Below are 19,277 nucleotides of genomic sequence, written 5' to 3'. Positions count from 1 at the left end.
TAGTAAAAAGTCCGATTTCTCATTTGGAAATCGGACTTTTTGTTATTAAAACTTTTCTAAAACGATCTTCCCAATTGTACTTCCGCCTTCAAGTAGTGCATGTGCTTTTTTTACGTTTTCAGCGTTAATTGGTGTGAATGTTTCATTTAAAGTAGTCTTTAAAATACCTTCATCTAGTAGTTCGCTTACTTTATTTAATAGTTCGTGCTGCGTGATCATGTCTCCAGTTTCATACATCGCTTTTGTAAACATAAACTCCCAAACGAGTGTAGCACTTTTACTTTTTAAAATACCCATCTCAAGAGGGTGCTCATTTTCTACGATAGAGCAAATTTTTCCTTGTGGTTTAATAAGCTCACAAATTGCTTGCCAATGTTGATCTGTATTGTTTAAGCAGAAAATATAATCTACATCTTTTAGCCCGAACTCTAATATTTGATCTTGTAAAGGTTGGTGATGGTTAATAATATAATCGGCACCGAATTTTTCAACCCAGTGTATCGTTTCATTGCGGGATGCAGTTGTAATAACATTCAGTCCAGCCCATTTCGCAAGTTGAATGGCAATTGAACCTACACCACCAGCACCGCCTATAATTAAAATGTTTTTAAAGGAGTTCGTATCTTTCTTATTATAATCAATGCCTAAACGTTCGAATAAACCTTCCCAAGCTGTAATAGCTGTTAATGGAAGTGCTGCAGATTCAGCATCACTTAACGTTTTGGGTTTTTTACCAACGATTCTTTCATCAACTAGGTGGTATTCACTATATGTACCTTGTCTCGTAATGCTTCCAGCGTAAAACACTTCGTCGCCTGCTTTAAATAACGTACAATTTTCGCCGGTTTGTACAACAACACCACTCGCATCCCAGCCAAGTATTTTCGCTACATCTTCTTTTTTCTCTTTTGGAGATCGAACTTTTGTATCAACTGGATTAACGGAAATAGCGTTAATTTTAACGAGTATATCTCTCCCTGTAGCAACAGTTTTTTCAACTTCCATATCAATTAAACTGTTTTCTTCTTCAATAGGTAAGTATTCATGTAAACCAATTGCTTTCATTTGTATTCCCTCCATTAAAGTAAGAATTCTTTACTTCTATATTATAGATGGTGAAATACTGCTATGTAAAAAAAATACCCTCTTTTTTCTGTAAGCTGTACTGATAGTCTAGAAGGAGTTTATTTCTAAAAAGAAGAATTTTTTACTGTATTACTTTATCCCAAACTAAATGTAAAGGTGGATACATAATGACAGTAAAGAAGCTTTATTTCGTTCCAGCAGGTCGTTGTATGTTAGATCATTCTTCTGTTAATAGTACAATCGCGCCGGGAAATTTATTGAACTTACCTGTATGGTGTTATCTTTTGGAGACGGAAGAAGGTCCCATTTTAGTAGATACAGGTATGCCAGAAAGTGCGGTTAATAATGAAAACTTGTTTGAAGGGACATTTGCAGAAGGACAGATTTTACCGAAAATGACTGAAGAAGATAGAATAATAGCTATTTTAAAACGTGCAGGGTATGAGCCAGATGACCTCCTATATATTATTAGTTCACATTTGCATTTTGATCATGCAGGAGGAAATGGTGCTTTTATTAATACTCCAATCATTATACAGCGTGCTGAATATGAGGCAGCGCAGTATAGAGAGGAATATTTGAAAGAGTGTATACTGCCGAATTTGAACTACAAAATTATTGAAGGGGATTATGAAGTGGTACCAGGTGTTCAACTATTGTATACACCAGGACATTCACCAGGGCATCAGTCACTATTAATTGAGACAGAAAAATCTGGTGTTGTGTTATTAACAATTGATGCATCTTATACGAAAGAGAATTTTGAAGATGAAGTACCGTTTGCTGGATTTGATCCAGAATTAGCTTTATCATCAATTAAACGTTTAAAAGAAGTTGTGATGAAAGAGAAGCCGCTTGTTTTCTTTGGACATGATATAGAGCAGGAAAAGGGATGTAAAGTGTTCCCGGAATATATATAGTGCAAAAAGTCATGAGCTTACGTGCTCATGACTTTTTGATTTAAATAATTTTTTTAAATAAGTTATAAACTTTTTTGGAACTATCTTCATTTAATTGATAGTACGTAAGATTTACATCATCAGGAGTATCTTGCTGTGCAATCATCACTTCGTTACTATGATGATCAACTACCCATATGAAATATTTTTTATAAGTACCATCCTCAAATGTAATCCACATATCACAATCTATTAAATCTGATCCTTCTTCATCTAATGTTAATTTTCCTTTTTTGGCCGTATTCATACTGTTAATGAATGTCTTTAATTCATCTGTTTTTGCGAGAAAGATATCTTTTTTTGTTTTAATGGACTCGACATGTATATCTTTTATTTCCTGTTTTCCCAAAAAGACAGGGGGCTCATTTGGATCCCTTTGAGGTGAAATAATAGTAGCTTTTTTCTTTGGCTTATTTGCTATATACAAATCTTGAATAGATTTTCCAGAGTTTACAAACCATATGATTCCACAAATAATCAATGTGCTACAAAGCAGTAAAATGATTTTCTTAATAGAATATTCTCCTCTCTATTACTTCGTATGAAGAGCTTTTCTATTAATATATGATAGGTAAGCGTAAAGTATTATAGTTGAACGTGGCTATTCTTAACAGTTTTAAGGGGGCGATCAACGAGTAAATTGTAAGTAAGCCCAATTAATACGAAAACACCGCCGATAATCTTTCCAGTTGAGAGTTCATTTGTTAGGAAGAAATCAATGATAGTTCCTGCAAATAACTGTCCAATAAAGATGAGTAACGTTAAATAAAATGCTGATATTTTAGGAGTAATATAGTTCGATAATGAAATAACGATAACGCCTACTAATCCGCCTAAATATATAGCGATGGGTATGGATTGTAACGTATGCATTGGAATATACAATGAATCTGAACTGAAAATTAAAAATAACATAGAGAAAAATAAGCCAGTAATATAATTAAAAAACGTGCCTTCCCAATTGCCAATTTTTTTTGCTAAATTCGCGTTAATAATTCTAGCAACAACGATAGAAACACCAGCTAAAATAGCGATCGTAATATATAACATTTTCTTGCCTCCATTAATAAATTGTCATGATTATAATTCCAGAAGAGATGAAACATAATCCAATTAGTTTTTTCTTTTCAAACTTTACAACTTTCATTCCTAATAAACCGAAATGATCAATAACGATGGAAGCAATGGATTGACCGAGTAAACTTAATGCGATTGTAATAGAGGCACCAAGGACGGAGAAACTTATATTGTTAAAAAGAACAGTGAATACTCCAATCGCTCCAGCGCTATATAAAAAAAGTGGAATACTCTTATCAAAATGGATTTTATGTTTGTTTATGATTAAAACGAAAATAACTGCAATTAAACCGACAAGGTGAATGACGACACTTGCTGTATACTTGCCGATTAACTCAGATAAAATCCCATTCAATGGGAGCATAACGGCGATGAGCACACCAATAAAGACAGAAAGAAAGTTATACAATGTAATATCCCCTTTGTATTTCATATTTGTAATGACTGTATCATGCTGAAATTGTGAATTACTATGACATATGTCATAGTGGAAGGAGAAAATTTTGATTACAATGGGGAGTAGTTGTAAAGGCGGGGGAACTATGAAGAAAGTATGTAATTCTATTAAATTAGCAGAGTATATGAAGAAAAATAATATTGATTCATTTTTTAGTCATGATATGAAGCCATATATGGAACTTATATTTTTTAAAAAGAATGAGTTTATTTGTAGAGAAAATGAAGAGATAGATTATTTATATTTCTTTGTTGAAGGAAAAGCGAAAGCGTTTAACACATTAAGTAACGGGAAATCCGTATTACTGTGTTTTTATGATAGTTTGCAGTTACTTGGAGATGTGGAGTTAATTCATTCCCAAAGGATTACATCAAATGTACAAGTAATGGCAGATTCATATTGTGTTGGTTTACCATTAGGAAAAGTGAGAAATCAGCTATTTCATGATGCGAAATTTTTAAGATGTATTTGTGGATCGTTAGCACATAAGTTAAATCGACTTTCAAAAAATAGTACAATTAATTTATTGTATCCGCTTGAAAATAGACTTGCGAGTTACATGTTAGCAGCAGGGGAACGAGCAGTTCAGCATGAAAATAGAATTGTATTTAGTGGGAATTTAACGGAAATAGCGGAATTGTTAGGAACGAGCTATCGGCATTTGTTGCGAACATTAAATATCTTTTGTGATAAAGAGATTATAAAGAAGAACGATGGTTGTTTTGAAGTAGTAAACGTGGGTGTTTTGAGGGAATTGGCGGCAGATGTTTATAAATAATATAGTAAAGTGAGGGTTTAGATGAAAATAGCAATCATTTCAGACATTCATGGGAACAGTCACGCATTAAAAGGGGTATTAGAAGATATTGAACGTCGCAAGGTCGAAATGATAATAAATTTAGGGGATAGTGTGTATGGGCCGTTAGATCCTTTAGGGACAATTGAAATATTAATGAAGAACGAAATGATACATATTAAGGGAAACTGTGATCGCATGCTTTGGAAACCTATAGAAGAGCAGTCTGCTACACTAACTTTTGTCCAAAACCAATTAACAAAAAATCATATAGATTGGTTAAAGCGACATCCTTCTCAATTTATTGTAGACAATATTTTATGTTGTCATGGTACACCAACTTCAGATGAGGTGTATTTACTAGAAGAGATGGACGAGAATGGTGCGATATTAAAGAATGAAAAAAATATAATGGATCAACTCCAAAATATTGAGCAAAAAATAATAGTATGCGGTCATACACATATTCCTAGAGTTGTTTATTTATCTAACGGAAAGATGATTATAAATCCAGGGAGTGTAGGACTTCCAGCATACAAAGATGAGTTACCTGTTATGCATAAAATGGAATCAGGAACTCCGCATGCAAAATATGTAGTGATAGAAAAGATTTTTGGAGAATGGACAATTGAACAAATTTCAGTTCCGTATAATTGGGAAGAAGCTGCTCGGTTAGCCATTCAACAGGAAAGGCATGATTGGGCTCAGGCGTTAAGGACTGGTAAGGTAGAATAAAGGGGCGTTTACTTTATAGTAAACTGCTCTTTTTTATTTTGAGTACATATTGAATGATATAAAAATAAAATGTTATCATTATGGAAACATATGAATATATGAACAGATGTTCATACATTTAAGGGAAGGAGGGACTAGGGTGAAAGACCTTATTATTATTGGATCGGGTCAAGCTGGATTAACAATGGGATATTACTTGAAGCAAGAAGGGTATAATTTTTTATTACTTGAGGCAGGAAATCGAGTTGGTGATTCATGGAGAAATCGATATGATTCTTTGCAACTTTTTACCCCAAGGTCTTACAGTAGCTTGCCGGGTATGGCGTTAATAGGTGGAAAAAATGAATTTCCATATAAAGATGAAATCGCAACTTATTTAGAAGAATACGCAATACATTTTCGATTACCGGTACAATTACAAACTGAAGTTTTAAAAATAAATAAAGGGAAAGAGATATTCGAATTACATACTCCTACAGAAATTTTACAAGCAAAAAAGGTTGTTGTCGCAACAGGTGGTTTTCAGCAACCATTTATCCCCTCAGTTTCAGCAAATCTATCATCATATGTTTTTCAAATACATTCATCGCAATATAAATCACCTTCACAAATTCCTAAGGGGAAAGTACTAGTAGTAGGTGGCGGGAATTCAGGGATGCAAATTGCAGTAGAACTTGCAAAGACTCATGAAGTTACAATGTCTATTAGTCATCCTTTAACATTTTTACCGTTACATCTTTTTAGAAAAAGTATTTTTAATTGGTTAGAAAAATTAGGTTTATTGTATGCTGAAGTAAATACGAAGAGGGGGAAATGGTTTCAAAAGAGAAAGGATCCCATTTTTGGATTTGAAGGTAAGGAACTCATTCGTAATGGAGCAATACAGCTACAGGAAAAAGTAGTAAGTGCATCAGAAAATAACATTATGTTTCAGAACGGTGAAACATATAGTGCAGAAAGCATTATATGGTCAACAGGCTTTATTCAGAATTATAACTGGATTGAAATAGAAAAGGCAGTGAATGAGAATGGATTTCCTAATCATGTAAAGGGGATAAGTCCAGTAAAAGGATTGTATTATATCGGTTTACCATGGCAATCTCAAAGGGGTTCTGCACTTATTTGTGGTGTAGGAAAGGATGCAGCATATTTGCTTTCTGAAATCAAAAAAATAGATCAGTAGCAGCGACTACTGATCATCCATATGTACATGAATTAGGAGAGGTCAAACATTTATTAACTTTATTATAATAGATTTTCAAAAGAATAAAAACTGAAAATTCTAATTTTATGTTGAGAAAGTTTTTTGTATCGAAATATATAAAAAAATAGGGATTTTTATTAAAAGAAAAAATGATATTTATATTTTAGTAGATTATGGTATAGTCTACGTGAGACGAATTTCCATAAATATAATTATTTGAATGATAGTTGCATTTATGTGAGGGAAGGAGAAGCCATTATGAAGTTTGATGATCAACGCTTACTAGGGATCCGATTAGGTTCGATGCTCGTGACAGAGGAAAATCAATATTTAGTAATTAAGAAAAAAGATCATTACGCACTATTGAACATACATACTCTAGAATGCACTCATGTTGAAGTGCAGTTAGAACATATTGAGGACATGTTGCATGAAGATTTCCAAGAAAGTATAACGGAAATTATTGCACCGGAACATATAAAAATTGTTGCGAAAAATGTTATATAAGAAAGAAGCTGAAAGGAACAGCTTCTTTCTTTTCATTATAAGGATAATGTTTTTAAAACTTCACCAATAATCCCTTCCATTTGATGAACACCTAAGTCAGTGTTCGTCATAATAACAGCACTATTCCCTCGGTATGGATAGCATATCATCATACATTGAAATCCAACGCCCCATCCGAGTGAATAAATTTGTAAGTCTTCATTTGAATCATCTAGAAAAATACCTAGTCCAGTCCATTTTGAGCAACCTTGAGGAGAAATCATGTCTTGAACTGTTTTTTGAGAAAGTTTTAGTTTACCCTTTCCTTGTAAGGAATGAATGATTTCAATTAATAAAGTTGATAAGTCAGTTGGTGTTGTCCAAATACCTGAAGCAGCTGCGAATGGATAAAATGGATACTTCTCATTTGTAACGGCGCCGTCTTTATTATGTCCGCAAGCAAAAGTATCGATTTTATCTATGTCTTCAGGAGAGAAAAGAGCACTATTTTTCATTTGCAATGGCTGAAATATATATTCTTCTAGTAAAAGGTTAAATGGTTTACCTGTTATATCTTCAAGTAGTAGTTCGATAATACAAAAGTTTGCATCAGAGTAGTGAAATTCGCTTTCTGGTTTATAAGTTATTTCTATCGGTACGGAGCAATATGATGTTTTACCAGCAAGGAGTTCAGACATGTTTGGTCGCCCTTGTGCAGGTGTATAATGTTCAAAACTATTAGGAGGATCAATAATTCCAGATTGGTGACTTAATAAGTTTCGTAACGTGATTTTTTTTTGTGAAGTAAATAGATTGGTAGGAATGTTCCAAGATGTGAGTTTATTATTTACGTCTTCGTCCAAATGTGCGATTTTTTGATCGGATAATGTTAGTACGAGCATGGCGGTGATGAATTTACTAATGGAACAAGAATTGAATATGGAATCTGTAGTGACAGTTCTAGTTGTTCCAGATTCAAGTGTTCCGAAAGTAGTTGCTTCGTCTAGTTTGCCGTTACGTATAACGGCAAGACTTAAACCTGCAACAGAATATTGGTTCATTTTCTCATATATATTTTTAGTTATTAAGTTCATAGTGACTCCCTTCTTTAGAAAGACAGAATATTAGTTCTATTATACAGTAGTTAATAGAGAGAATAAGAGAAAAGAAAACACTTCATCTTTTATCGATGAAGTGTTTTAGTTAATTCGAAGTGAATGCTTTAAAAAATTTATCGCGGTACATGTACATAAGCCATGAGGCTGTAATTAAAGAAATAATGATTTGTTTGTTTTTAATTGGTGCACTGAAAACAAGCCAGCCAACGATATCAAATAATAAATGTAGTGCAATGGAAAGGACTACAAATTGTAGTAGCGTATTTAAAAATCTTTTCATAAAGTGTCCCCCTAAAATAAAAGGTTTATCAACAGTGTTGTATATTACTATTATACATTAAATGTGTTTCGTGGTAAAATTTACATAAGTTAGTGAAATAAAACAAATGAAAGCTAATGAGGAGGAATAGTCATGGAATTTTGGATGATCATACCGATAGCTGTCTTTGGATTTATTTATATCGTTGAAAAATTAAATAGAATTGAAAAGAAAACGGATGCACGTTTAAAGAGGATGGAAGATAGATTACAGCTAATTTCGAAAGAAATGGGAATTGTAGATAGAGAACCTGAAATTAATAAAGAGTTGCGCCAGCTTATGGAAGAAGGAAGAACAGTTACAGCAGTTAAGAGAGTAAGGGAGGCTTTTGGTTTTTCCTTATTAGAAGCGAAGCAATATGTTGATAAATTATAAAAAAGACCATCCAATCGGATGATCTTTTTTTATTGAACCATACGTGTATTTACATAGGCAGCTATTATAAAGTGTCCAATTATAATGATAGGAAATAAGATTTTGGCATTAGGAGTAGTGAAGATACTACCAATTGTGGCGATAACCCCAGCAGTTAAATTATAAACCCCCACTATTTTTGATAACTTCATTTTATCTGGCACACGGCGTTCATTGAATCCTGATAAGAGCCAAGTGTATTGTTTAACTCCGATGAAATAGGCTAGTGCAAATGAAATGATTGCTAGTATGAATAATGATGGAGAAGCGAAGAGAGTCATTGAAAACACCTCCGTTAAAGGGTTATAAATAAATTATAATATGAATGTTATAATTTAACAAAATACATTTTAAGTGTAACAGAAAAACGGAGTATGTATCATGAAGGGAGATTAAGTATGAATATTGTGGAATTCCAGAGATACGTATTAAATTTCAGTAAAGAAAAAGGATTTCAAGATACAACCATTGAAGAGCGTACAATGTATACGATGGCGGAATTAGGTGAATTAGCGGAAGTTATATTAAAGCGTGATAAAATACAAGATTCGAAAAGAGAGATTGGTTTAGAAATGTTTGATGTCATTTGGAATGTATGTGATTTAGCAAACAAGTTAGAAATTGATTTAGAGAAGGCGTTTGAAGAAAAAATGATGATTAATAAAAAACGTGAATGGTAATGCGTATCCCCAATGTGATATATGGATTCGTAGTGTTCTTACAAAACCGAGTTTATCTGATGAAAGAAAATGGACGTTTTGGCAATACATGAACCGTGGGAAACTAAGTGGTTATAATGGAAAAGAAAAGTATATTGATTTAAATGTATTTTATGGGAATGAGGAAGAGTTTGAGAATTATGGAATGAAAGATTAAGTTTTAAAGTGTACAACATTTTGTACACTTTTTTTGTTAAATAGATAAAAAATATGCAAGTAAAGATGGAACAAACATTTGAGATGAATTGTCTAATATAGGTAATAAATATTTCGTTTGAAAGAAAGGGTGGAGAAAATGAAAAATACATTATTAAAATTAGGGGTATGTGTTAGTTTAATAGGAATAACTCCATTTGTTAGTACAATTTCTTCTGTACAAGCAGAACGAACGGTAGAGCATAAAGTAATAAAAAATGAGACAGGAACTATTTCGATTTCTCAGTTAAACAAAAATGTTTGGGTTCATACGGAGTTAGGTTATTTTAACGGAGAAGCAGTTCCTTCGAACGGTTTAATCCTTAATACTTCTAAAGGATTAGTACTTGTCGATTCTTCTTGGGATGATAAGTTAACGAAGGAATTAATCGAGATGGCAGAAAAGAAATTTAAGAAGAGTGTAACGGATGTTATTATTACACATGCACACGCTGATCGGATTGGCGGAATAAAAACGTTGAAAGAAAGAGGCATTAAAGCGCATAGTACAACGTTAACTGCGGAACTAGCAAAGAAAAATGGATATGAAGAACCACTTGGAGACTTACAAGCAATTACGAAATTGAAGTTTGGAAATATGAAAGTAGAAACGTTTTACCCAGGGAAAGGACATACAGAAGATAATATTGTTGTATGGTTACCACAATATAAAATTTTAGCTGGGGGCTGTTTAGTGAAATCTGCGCAAGCAAAAGATTTAGGAAATGTTGCGGATGCATACGTAAATGAATGGTCTGTATCGATTGAAAATGTATTGAAACGATATAAAAATATGAATTCAGTCGTACCTGGTCATGGTGATGTAGGGGACAAAGGATTACTTGTACATACAATAGATTTATTAAAATAAGAAATTGTGTGAATACAAAAGAGAGAAGAAATAATTTTCTCCTCTCTTTCTTCTAACTATATTTAAATGCTGAATTTGTCGATTACGCCAGCGTATATTACTGAGATTTTAATTCCAAGTATACAAATACTAGTACCGTCATAATTGCTATAATAACGTAAGTAGCATCAAGCATTATAAGTGTTTTTAAAGTTTCAGTCATCCTAATTCACCCCTGCTATAAAAATATAACATGATCTTTTTATCAATCAGATAAGAGATCATAAAGATACAATATACATGAAATTTCTTAAGTAGGTTCTATTTAAATATATCATATAAATAATGTAAATAATGTTAAGATAGTGTAAATGTATTGTAAATAAAGGTTTTAATAAAAAATACGCTATTCTTTCTGTTGAATGATAGAAAAGGATGGAGTTTTGTATGTCTATTCCTATATCTGATAAATCGCAACTATTTGCATAAGTGATTCAAAAAAATTTTTCGTTATATACATTTCTCTAAATTAATTATCTAGCTATTTGAAAGTATTGACAGAAGTGTACCTGCTTCTATATATGGTGTCAATAAAAATATTATGTCAACAATATGAACTGTCATAAATTTATATATATTATTGTGATTCATATCACATCCTTTTATTTCACTGGGTATTATGCTTAGTTTGTAAGCAATGATTGGGAGAGGGTGGGATGATAATGTTTTGTTATCAATGTGAACAAACGCCAACAGGCGGATGTAAAGTAATGGGCGTTTGCGGTAAAAATGAAACGATTGCTAGTTTACAAGATACGATTGTGTTTGGGCTAAAGGGAATTGCTGCTTATCGTACGCATGCTGCTCAGCTAGGGTATACGGATGCATTTGTAGATGCTACAACACAAGAAGCTTTATATATGACATTAACAAATTCTAATTTTAACGAACAAGAGCATATTGATATGGCTATGAAAGTAGGGAAATCCGCTTTACGAGTAATGGAGTTGTTGGATGAGGCACATACGAATCATTTTGGTGTTCCAGAGCCTGTTCAAATTACACAAAACCATGTAGAAGGTAAGGCAATAGTAGTTACGGGCCATAATTTATTTGCGTTAGAAGAGTTATTAAAGCAAACAGAAGGAAAAGAAATTAACATTTATACGCATTCTGAAATGTTACCAGCACACGGTTATCCGCAGCTGAAAAAATATAAACACTTAAAAGGAAACATTGGTAAGGCATGGCATGATCAACGACGCCTTTTTGAAAAATTTACAGGTGCCATATTAGCGACAACGAACTGTGTTATACCAATTAAAGGATCATACTCTGATCGATTCTTTTCATATGATATTGCAGGTTTAGAAGGTGTACAAAAAATTGAAAATGATGATTTTGCACCATTGATTCAAAAAGCGCTACAACTTCCAGAAGTACATATGGAATCGGATGAACAGTTAGTAACAGGGTTTCATCACGACACAGTATTATCCTTAGCTCCGGAAATTATTAATGCAGTAAAAGAAGGAAAGATTAAGCGCTTCTTTGTCATCGCAGGTTGTGATGCACCAGGAAAAGGCGGAGAATATTATCGTGAATTAGCAACATCACTTCCGCCAGAAACGGTTATTTTAACGACTTCTTGCGGGAAATTCCGCTTTAATGATGTGGATTACGGTGTTGTACCTGGTACGGAGATTCCACGTTACATTGACTTAGGGCAATGCAATAATTCAATTTCTACAGTGAAAATAGCGTCAGCTTTAGCAGATGCTTTCCAATGTGAAGTGAACGAACTGCCAGTAAGCATTGTCTTATCATGGTTTGAACAAAAAGCGGTTGCTATTTTACTTGGGCTATTTAGTCTTGGAATTCAAGATATTCGTATCGGTCCAAAGGCCCCTGAATTTATTTCGCCTGGTGTGCTTGATGTATTACAAGAAACATTCGGTTTGAAATTGATTACAAATGCAGCGGAAGATATGGATATGATGTTATCGTAACAAAAAGATGATCTGTCTTATTAAGAAGAAGAGCTATCCTACAGCGCCCCAAAACAAAAATGCAGAATATTTGTTTTGGGGTATTTTCTTTTCTTGGCGGGGTAGGTATGTGGCGAAATTTCTTCGAAAAGAAAATCGGCTGTATCTAATAGATAATAGTTGATTTTAGAAAAATATAAAAATCGAGTTGATATTTACAACTACTCAGTCATACAATGTACTTGTAATAGGTGATACTGAGTAGTGTTGTTTCTCAAAATATTTTCAGTAAACAATAGGTAATAGCGGATTTTAGAAAAAAATTGAAAATTAGTTGACATCCACCTCTACTTAGTCATACAATGTAGTTGTAATAAGTAATACTGAATAGTGTGGTTTTAGTCAAAAACTATTCAGTAAAAATTCGCCTTAGTACTCTGTAATACTGAATATAAGTCAGACAGAATAGGGGGTAAAGGAGGATCAAAACATGGAAAATTTAACTGAAATGCTGAAAGGTTCACTGGAAGGGTGTGTACTAGAAATCATTAGCCGCCGTGAAACGTACGGCTATGAGATTACTCGCCACCTGAATGATCTTGGATTTACCGAAGTCGTAGAAGGAACGGTCTATACCATCCTCGTACGACTAGAGAAGAAAAAGCTTGTGAATATTGAAAAGAAGCCATCAGATATGGGACCGCCTCGTAAGTTTTATTCATTAAATGAAGAAGGCCGCCAAGAGCTTGAATTGTTTTGGAAAAAATGGGATTTTGTGTCGTCAAAAATTAACGTCTTGAAGTCAAACTAGCCTCATAATATAAAATGTTCCGGCTCATATTTGGAGAGTTTCTTGTTCTGCTTTATAAAAAAGGAGGAAAATAAGATGTTGGAAATGTTTAAAAAATTAATTGGTGATAAAAAAGAGTACAAAATGATGATGGCACGTGTTGGAGCACTACCGGAAGATTACCAGTTTGTGTTTAAGAAAATTCAAAACTACATGTGGAATTTTTCGGCAGGTAATGGGATGGATATGTTGCACATTCAGTATGAATTAATTGATTTGTTTGAAGCCGGTGCAGCTGAAGGCAGACAAGTACTTGACATTACTGGGGAGGACGTGGCATCCTTTGCTGATGAACTAGTAGCAAATGCTAAAACGTATGTCTCTAAATATCGTGAAGATTTGAATGAAAGTATCATGAAAAAATTGAGAAAAAAATAAATGTAATAAGTAATACCGACTGATTAGCTGATTACAAATGTGAATTGCCGCCATCGCTATTCAGTTATATTTTTAACTCGGTACTAAGTAATACAGAATATCAGTGGTACTAAATAGAGGGGATAGTTAATCTGTTTTTATAAGGGGGAACAAGTATGAGTAATGCAGCGATTTCTGTAAAAGGGCTAAAAAAATATTTTAAAGACAAGGAAGTTTTAAAGGGAGTGGATTTTGAGGTGCAGCGTGGAGAAATTTTCGCGCTGCTAGGCTCAAATGGAGCGGGAAAGACGACAACGGTCAACATCCTTTCGACGCTACTGAAGCAAGATGGTGGTGAAGTAAGCATTTGTGGATTTGATGTACAGCGTCAACCAGATCATGTTCGTCAAAGTATCAGTTTGACAGGGCAGTTCGCAGCTTTAGACGGTATGCTGACTGGGAGGGAAAACTTGATAATGATCGCCAAGTTACGTGGTGTTTCTAGTCCGGCCCAAGTTGCTGACAATCTACTTGCAAGATTTAGCCTGACTGATGCGGCGAACCAAAGGGCAGATCAGTATTCAGGCGGGATGAAGCGCCGGCTTGATATCGCGATGAGTTTGATTGGAGCGCCAGCAATTATTTTTCTTGACGAACCAACGACTGGACTTGATCCTGAAGCACGGATTGAAGTTTGGGATACTGTCAAAGAGCTTGCTGGTGGAGGAACAACCATTTTACTAACAACCCAGTACTTGGAGGAAGCAGAACAACTAGCTGATCGTATCGCAATTTTGCATGGTGGAAAAATTATTACGACAGGTACTCTTACTGAATTGAAAGAGATGTTCCCACCAGTAAAAGTAGAGTATATCGAGAAGCAGCCGACATTGGAAGAAATTTTCCTTGCGATTATTGGTAAAAAGGGGGAGATGTAAATGAAAAGTAAAACAGGGGTATTACTAGGGCGCTTAATGCGCAATATTATGCGTAGTCCAGATACAATTATTACAGTAGCGATTACACCGATTATGATGATGCTATTGTTTGTTTACGTATTTGGCGGGGCTATAAAGACAGGAACGGAAAACTACGTTAATTATTTATTGCCGGGAATTTTGCTAATGGCTATCGCATCCGGTGTGGCGTACACTTCTGTTCGATTATTTACAGATATAAAGAGTGGGCTAATGGCACGTTTCATTACTATGCCCATCAAACGCTCGTCAGTATTGTGGGCTCACGTATTAACCTCACTCGTTGCTAATGTACTTACTATCGTAGTGGTTATCCTCGTTGCACTCTTAATGGGCTTTCGTTCCAGTGCTAATATTCTAGATTGGCTCGGTGTAGCTGGGATACTTGGGATGTTTACGTTGGCGCTAACATGGCTAGCTATCATTCCAGGATTAAAAGCGAAGTCTATGGAAGGGGCGACAGCATACTCGTACCCACTCGTTTTTCTTCCATTTATTAGTTCAGCCTTCGTACCTACTGAAACGATGCCAAAAATTGTTCGTGCATTTGCAGAGAATCAGCCTGTAACTTCAATCGTGAATGCGATTCGTGCCCTATTATATGAAGGAACTGTTGGCAACGATATTTGGATTGCACTTGCTTGGTGCGTAGGTATAATGATTATTTCTTACTTTTTCGCTAGTAAGGCATTTAAACGTCAGTTAGGGTAAGTAAATCAAATCTTCCGAAATAATATATATTTTTGAAAAAGCACGGGAAGATTTTCCGTGCTTTAATACTACATTCATACTTCTCTTAATTGTAGTAGTTTTTAAGTAAATAGGAGAATAATAAATCGAATACACATGCCTTGAAGTATAGTATGTTGACATTTAACTGAAATAAACAGAATATTCTATATGAAAATGGAGGTTAAAGATTTTATGTGCTATATTTATACTTATAAGGTATATAATGTATAAAAAATCATTTAGGGGATGGAAAAGGGAGAGATTCAAATGAAATGGTATTTATATGCTCTCAAAAACTATGCGAAATTTAGCGGGAGAGCTACGAGAAAAGAATACTGGATTTTTACTTTATTTAATAAGATTACGTTTTGGTCATTAATATATTTAGCCTCTTATTCTTCGTCTGCCTTTTACTTAAGAGCTAATATTACCTTGCTATATATAGCAATTTTTATCGTTCCTACTCTGGCAGTGGAAGCTCGTCGATTACATGATAGTGGAAAAACAGGATGGTGGCAGTTATTAAATTTGGTGCCATTTGGAGGAGCGGTTCTACTTGTGTTTTGTATCATTGAAAGCGATGAAGATGAGAATAAGTATGGACCAAATCCACATTTAAATTTTAAACAAGCAATTTAATGTGTATATAGTAAATTTTAATATAGAAAGGTGGGAACTAAAAGCTAGTTCACACCTTTTTTGATTGTATTATTCCTAGAAGCTTCGTTCAGTAGTGATAGCAAATACAATGTTTTCCCTAGGTATTAGGAAAATATGGATAATGGGTAACGAATTAACCTCAATATTTTGAGGTTTCACCGATCAATGCTTATGGAGAGTATAAACATAATCTCTCTTGTAAACTTTCTAATACTTCTTTAGGTATTTCCCTGATTGTAATATCCTTCCCTAGGAAAAGTAGCCAATTTGTTATTTCCGTCACTTCATCGGAATTGTTAACATTGATAAATGTTTTTAAAATGGCTCTTGATTGGTAAGGATTTGTATAAGAGATTGAAATTTTGAAAGGGTGGTATTTTTTGAACTGGGAAATTGCTTTTGGACCAAGTTCAAGTACAAGATTAATTGCTTCATCCTTCTTACTTAGTTTTTCTGAAATCCTTTTCTTATTTAGCTTTTTTTTCGTCGTGTATGGCTCGATATTGATGAGATCATCGACAGGAAAAATCCTCTTCTTTTCTTCTTTTAAGTCAAACCCTTCAATGATCCATTGGCTTTTTTCTTGATACAGGTGTAATAGATAAATTGGGATCCTTTACTTTCATTGTGCTACTTCTTATGCTTTCTATTTACACTGCATTTATAGAAAAGTATTTTGATGATATACAAAAGTGGATTCGAAATATCACATTTTGTTTTGCTTTGTTAGTAGTAGTTTTAGTAGCTCTATGGATGGGTTATTTTTAGAACTTTACTTCAGGGATAGTTCATTTAGTGTCCAATATTTTGTCCATCTATAGGGAAAAGGAGATAGATAATTCTTTAAATGGAGACAAGAAAGTGGATATTTTTTAAGGTAAAAAAGAGAGGTATGTGAAAAATAGATTGTTAGTATGCATAATATACAACGTCAAAAAGGCTACAGTTGCTAAAAACTAATACCCCTCTCATAAACAGTAAATACTTTTTATGAGGAGGGTATCCAATTTAAGTCTATAAAAAAGCAATGCAAGTTCTCACTTATTTAGAATAAGAGAAAAGATGATGTTTTATTTGTTCAATAAAATAATGATGATGTATATTATCGTTAGATACTCGACTTGCCATAATAGCGCCCTCCATTGAAGATGCAAGAAAAGAAGCGAGCGATATAATGTCTATATCTTCTTTAAGTTCTTGTTTCTCTATTCCTTCTTTTATGAGAGAAGCCATTAACATTACTGTATCATCATAGCCTTTTGCTGCTGCTGTTTGTAATTCTGGAAATACTCCAGTGCTTTCAATTGCGCTATTAAGCAATGGACAGCCTCCAGCAATAGGGGGATTATTAGCTGCATCTTGATATACAAGGAAAATTGCAAGGATTTTATCAAGTGCTGTCTTTTTATTTTCCATTGCTTTATGAAAATGACTCCACATAATCTCACCACTTTTGTCGTAGGCAGCAAGGACAATTTCTTCTTTATTTTTGAATCTACGATAAATAGATCCTTTAGGTAGTTCAGTAGCTGTCATTATATCCTGGATAGATGTGCGAGTTATCCCATTGGTATTAAATAAATATAAAGATGTTTCAATAATCTTTTCTTTAACCTTATCAACTTTAGTCATGCTTTATAGTCCTCCTAATAAAAACGAGCCTAATATTTCAGGTAATGTTTACCTTCTATTTTCTTAATGTTTTTGTAAGTATAAATAAGTTTGGAGCAAAAATATCTTATCAATCCCTATCTTATGGAAACCTCAAACAATAATTTTTTGAAAAGAGGTTTATCAAATGGTATTATCTATATCATTCGAATGAATTTTCTGTCAAAATAATATGACCAGTTGGTTGATTTAGTCATATTATACAACTAATTTTACATAAAATCGTATAAGGTGTAAAAATATATAGTTAATTTTAACGTATAGACATATGGGTATTATATATAATTTTAATTAATATGTTTAGCTAAAATGTTTGAACTACTTCCACTTTCATTTCGTTTAATTAGGATATCTTATCACTTCATACTATAAAAGATTAATCGTTAATAATGAATGAGTACTGGAATTTGATTGTAAATAAGAAATTGAGATATAAATTTATTTACTTTTTCCCGTTTTTGTTTGTGTTAATAATTTGTAAAGGGGGTTTAAAAAACTAGAAACTTATAGTATCATTAGTTTTCGGACCGAACCGTCCGGTCTATTTTTATATAAATATATTTAGAAGGAGAACGTTATGCAGAAAGAAAAATCAAAGATTCTATGTAATTTCATTATGGAGGTAATAAAGTGAACTTTATTAAAATGAATACAAAAGAACTTATTATGCTAATAGTTTATACAATGTTTGCATTACTTCAAATTGGCTTGTTCATATTATTTGGCATATCACTTTTAACTAACAGCAATTTAGTTGAATCAGAATTTGCTCTTAGTGCCATCGGTTTGACTGTACCTGCTATTGTAGGAATAATTTTCTTTAGGAAAGAAATTATTGAAAGTTTTACTTACTTTAAAGAGAAGACAATTTTGAAAATAGTAAGTATTCCTATGGTGGTTTTATTTACGGTAATTGTAGAACAGATTGTTATGCGTTTTCTAACAACTGGTCAGCCAGAGAACCAAGAACAGCTCCTTGAAACGGGCGCGGAGATACCTCTTATATTTACATTGCTTGTATTTGGTATTCTAGGTCCAATACTTGAAGAAATTATATTTCGTCATATAATATTAAATCGTTTTTCACATTATATTGGTACTGCTATTGCATCTATCATTTCGATTATAATTTTTACACTTCTTCATACGAACCAACCTTCGGATATTGCTATTTATTTACCTGGTGCAGTGATACTTACTGCGGCTTATCTTATTTCTAACAGATCCCTTGCATATGTTATAGCGATACATATGTTAAATAATTCCATTGCTTTTATTCAATTACATATGTCATAACGATATATATGTTAAATAATTGTATTACTTTCATTCTAAACTAGACTTGTTTCTGTTGCAGAGTGTAAAGAATAAAAACAGATGTTGATAAATCATTAGATAGTGACTAATGATTTATGTAATTCTTTGTACGTCAAAAAGCCGCAGTTTGAATGTAAACTGTGGTTTTTTATATAGGCGCCTACCACATCACCATCAAGCTAATACTTTCATATACCCCTAAATTAAAATTTTCTTTCTCTACAGATAGCTATTCTGAGAAGCCGCTCATTTTTTCGTTTTGGGGGCATTTCTTTTTCTTAAGTTGATGGGTATGTATGGTGACCTCTAT

General features: G+C 33.4%; 23 protein-coding genes and 3 pseudogenes. 17 read left to right on the top strand and 9 right to left on the bottom strand.

Features of this window, described 5'->3' with window-relative positions; genetic code table 11:
* Positions 1–45: 45 nt before the first annotated feature.
* The gene (locus ATN06_RS17515; RefSeq protein WP_060631704.1) at positions 46–1,065 is read right to left on the bottom strand and encodes a zinc-binding alcohol dehydrogenase family protein; all 1,020 of its coding nucleotides are present in this window, start codon (positions 1,063–1,065) and stop codon (positions 46–48) included.
* A 188-nt stretch (positions 1,066–1,253) separates the two neighbouring features.
* Here ATN06_RS17515 and aiiA point away from each other — a divergent pair, with 188 nt between their 5' ends.
* The gene (gene aiiA, locus ATN06_RS17510) at positions 1,254–2,006 is read left to right on the top strand and encodes a quorum-quenching N-acyl homoserine lactonase AiiA (protein ID WP_060631703.1); all 753 of its coding nucleotides are present in this window, start codon (positions 1,254–1,256) and stop codon (positions 2,004–2,006) included.
* A gap of 40 nt (positions 2,007–2,046) precedes the next feature.
* Here aiiA and ATN06_RS17505 read toward each other — a convergent pair whose 3' ends face one another.
* The 3 genes from ATN06_RS17505 to ATN06_RS17495 form a co-directional block, all read right to left on the bottom strand.
* Positions 2,047–2,541 (bottom strand): hypothetical protein, encoded by a 495-nt coding sequence (locus tag ATN06_RS17505; RefSeq protein ID WP_060631702.1) that lies wholly within the window; start codon positions 2,539–2,541, stop codon positions 2,047–2,049.
* A gap of 89 nt (positions 2,542–2,630) precedes the next feature.
* The gene (locus ATN06_RS17500; RefSeq protein WP_060631701.1) at positions 2,631–3,095 is read right to left on the bottom strand and encodes a DMT family transporter; all 465 of its coding nucleotides are present in this window, start codon (positions 3,093–3,095) and stop codon (positions 2,631–2,633) included.
* Between the two features lie 13 nt (positions 3,096–3,108).
* A complete protein-coding gene (locus tag ATN06_RS17495; RefSeq protein WP_060631700.1) occupies positions 3,109–3,555 on the bottom strand; it encodes a DMT family transporter in 447 nt (148 codons plus the stop codon).
* A gap of 109 nt (positions 3,556–3,664) precedes the next feature.
* On the opposite strand from ATN06_RS17495, the gene yeiL reads away from it, so the two are divergent.
* The 4 genes from yeiL to ATN06_RS17475 all read left to right on the top strand — a co-directional run bounded on the left by yeiL (position 3,665) and on the right by ATN06_RS17475 (position 6,821).
* Positions 3,665–4,357: a transcriptional regulator YeiL gene (gene yeiL / locus ATN06_RS17490; protein ID WP_060633165.1), complete on the top strand. Its 693-nt coding sequence runs from the start codon at positions 3,665–3,667 to the stop codon at positions 4,355–4,357.
* Between the two features lie 21 nt (positions 4,358–4,378).
* Positions 4,379–5,110, top strand: a complete 732-nt coding sequence (locus ATN06_RS17485; RefSeq protein ID WP_060631699.1) for a metallophosphoesterase family protein — start codon at positions 4,379–4,381, stop codon at positions 5,108–5,110.
* A gap of 139 nt (positions 5,111–5,249) precedes the next feature.
* Positions 5,250–6,293, top strand: a complete 1,044-nt coding sequence (locus ATN06_RS17480) for a flavin-containing monooxygenase (RefSeq protein ID WP_060631698.1) — start codon at positions 5,250–5,252, stop codon at positions 6,291–6,293.
* A gap of 279 nt (positions 6,294–6,572) precedes the next feature.
* On the top strand, positions 6,573–6,821 hold the full coding sequence (locus ATN06_RS17475; protein ID WP_060631697.1) for a hypothetical protein: 249 nt from the start codon (positions 6,573–6,575) through the stop codon (positions 6,819–6,821).
* Between the two features lie 35 nt (positions 6,822–6,856).
* On the opposite strand, the gene ATN06_RS17470 is transcribed toward ATN06_RS17475, so the two are convergent.
* Both ATN06_RS17470 and ATN06_RS17465 read right to left on the bottom strand, forming a co-directional pair.
* Entirely contained in the window at positions 6,857–7,894 is a 1,038-nt protein-coding gene (locus tag ATN06_RS17470; RefSeq protein ID WP_060631696.1) for a serine hydrolase domain-containing protein, read from the bottom strand.
* Between the two features lie 109 nt (positions 7,895–8,003).
* The gene (locus ATN06_RS17465) at positions 8,004–8,198 is read right to left on the bottom strand and encodes a hypothetical protein (RefSeq protein WP_060631695.1); all 195 of its coding nucleotides are present in this window, start codon (positions 8,196–8,198) and stop codon (positions 8,004–8,006) included.
* Positions 8,199–8,330: 132 nt separating this feature from the next.
* Here ATN06_RS17465 and ATN06_RS17460 point away from each other — a divergent pair, with 132 nt between their 5' ends.
* Positions 8,331–8,612: a hypothetical protein gene (locus ATN06_RS17460; RefSeq protein ID WP_060631694.1), complete on the top strand. Its 282-nt coding sequence runs from the start codon at positions 8,331–8,333 to the stop codon at positions 8,610–8,612.
* A 29-nt stretch (positions 8,613–8,641) separates the two neighbouring features.
* On the opposite strand, the gene ATN06_RS17455 is transcribed toward ATN06_RS17460, so the two are convergent.
* Entirely contained in the window at positions 8,642–8,932 is a 291-nt protein-coding gene (locus tag ATN06_RS17455; protein ID WP_060631693.1) for a DUF3784 domain-containing protein, read from the bottom strand.
* Positions 8,933–9,049: 117 nt separating this feature from the next.
* Between ATN06_RS17455 and ATN06_RS17450 the strand changes: the two genes are divergently transcribed.
* The 9 genes and pseudogenes from ATN06_RS17450 (at position 9,050) to ATN06_RS17410 (ending at position 15,958) form a co-directional block, all read left to right on the top strand.
* A complete protein-coding gene (locus tag ATN06_RS17450; RefSeq protein ID WP_060631692.1) occupies positions 9,050–9,331 on the top strand; it encodes a MazG nucleotide pyrophosphohydrolase domain-containing protein in 282 nt (93 codons plus the stop codon).
* Positions 9,330–9,527 (top strand): annotated as a pseudogene (locus ATN06_RS17445) (glycoside hydrolase family 25); the annotation flags it as partial. The gene ATN06_RS17450 and the pseudogene ATN06_RS17445, both read left to right, overlap by 2 nt.
* A 138-nt stretch (positions 9,528–9,665) precedes the next feature.
* Complete coding sequence (gene bla2 / locus ATN06_RS17440) at positions 9,666–10,436, top strand: BcII family subclass B1 metallo-beta-lactamase (RefSeq protein WP_060631690.1); 771 nt, start codon at positions 9,666–9,668, stop codon at positions 10,434–10,436.
* A 701-nt stretch (positions 10,437–11,137) separates the two neighbouring features.
* Positions 11,138–12,424, top strand: a complete 1,287-nt coding sequence (gene hcp / locus ATN06_RS17435) for a hydroxylamine reductase (RefSeq protein ID WP_060631689.1) — start codon at positions 11,138–11,140, stop codon at positions 12,422–12,424.
* Positions 12,425–12,893: 469 nt separating this feature from the next.
* A complete protein-coding gene (locus tag ATN06_RS17430) occupies positions 12,894–13,214 on the top strand; it encodes a PadR family transcriptional regulator (RefSeq protein ID WP_048543787.1) in 321 nt (106 codons plus the stop codon).
* A gap of 75 nt (positions 13,215–13,289) precedes the next feature.
* Positions 13,290–13,631, top strand: coding sequence for a DUF1048 domain-containing protein (locus ATN06_RS17425; protein ID WP_000891990.1), 342 nt, complete (start codon positions 13,290–13,292; stop codon positions 13,629–13,631).
* 155 nt (positions 13,632–13,786) lie between these two features.
* The gene (locus tag ATN06_RS17420) at positions 13,787–14,548 is read left to right on the top strand and encodes an ABC transporter ATP-binding protein (RefSeq protein WP_060631688.1); all 762 of its coding nucleotides are present in this window, start codon (positions 13,787–13,789) and stop codon (positions 14,546–14,548) included.
* Entirely contained in the window at positions 14,549–15,298 is a 750-nt protein-coding gene (locus tag ATN06_RS17415; RefSeq protein WP_060631687.1) for an ABC transporter permease, read from the top strand.
* 288 nt (positions 15,299–15,586) lie between these two features.
* Positions 15,587–15,958 carry a DUF805 domain-containing protein gene (locus ATN06_RS17410; RefSeq protein ID WP_060631686.1) on the top strand — a complete coding sequence of 124 codons (372 nt, stop codon included), beginning with the start codon at positions 15,587–15,589 and terminating at the stop codon, positions 15,956–15,958.
* Positions 15,959–16,148: 190 nt separating this feature from the next.
* Here the strand turns inward: ATN06_RS17410 and ATN06_RS29510 are convergent.
* Positions 16,149–16,586 (bottom strand): annotated as a pseudogene (locus ATN06_RS29510) (WYL domain-containing protein); the annotation flags it as partial.
* Between ATN06_RS29510 and ATN06_RS28675 the strand changes: the two are divergent.
* Positions 16,580–16,747 (top strand): annotated as a pseudogene (locus ATN06_RS28675) (DUF3963 domain-containing protein); the annotation flags it as partial. The pseudogenes ATN06_RS29510 and ATN06_RS28675 overlap by 7 nt on opposite strands.
* Positions 16,748–17,020: 273 nt before the next feature.
* Here ATN06_RS28675 and ATN06_RS17400 read toward each other — a convergent pair.
* Positions 17,021–17,611, bottom strand: a complete 591-nt coding sequence (locus ATN06_RS17400; RefSeq protein ID WP_060631685.1) for a TetR/AcrR family transcriptional regulator — start codon at positions 17,609–17,611, stop codon at positions 17,021–17,023.
* 669 nt (positions 17,612–18,280) lie between these two features.
* Between ATN06_RS17400 and ATN06_RS17395 the strand changes: the two genes are divergently transcribed.
* The gene (locus ATN06_RS17395; protein WP_060631684.1) at positions 18,281–18,946 is read left to right on the top strand and encodes a CPBP family intramembrane glutamic endopeptidase; all 666 of its coding nucleotides are present in this window, start codon (positions 18,281–18,283) and stop codon (positions 18,944–18,946) included.
* Positions 18,947–19,277: the final 331 nt, after the last annotated feature.

It is taken from the genome of Bacillus thuringiensis (assembly GCF_001455345.1).
Taxonomy (GTDB): Bacteria; Bacillota; Bacilli; order Bacillales; family Bacillaceae_G; genus Bacillus_A; species Bacillus_A thuringiensis_N.
Note: the sequence above shows the minus strand (reverse complement) of the source record. Positions and strands in the feature narration are given on the sequence as shown.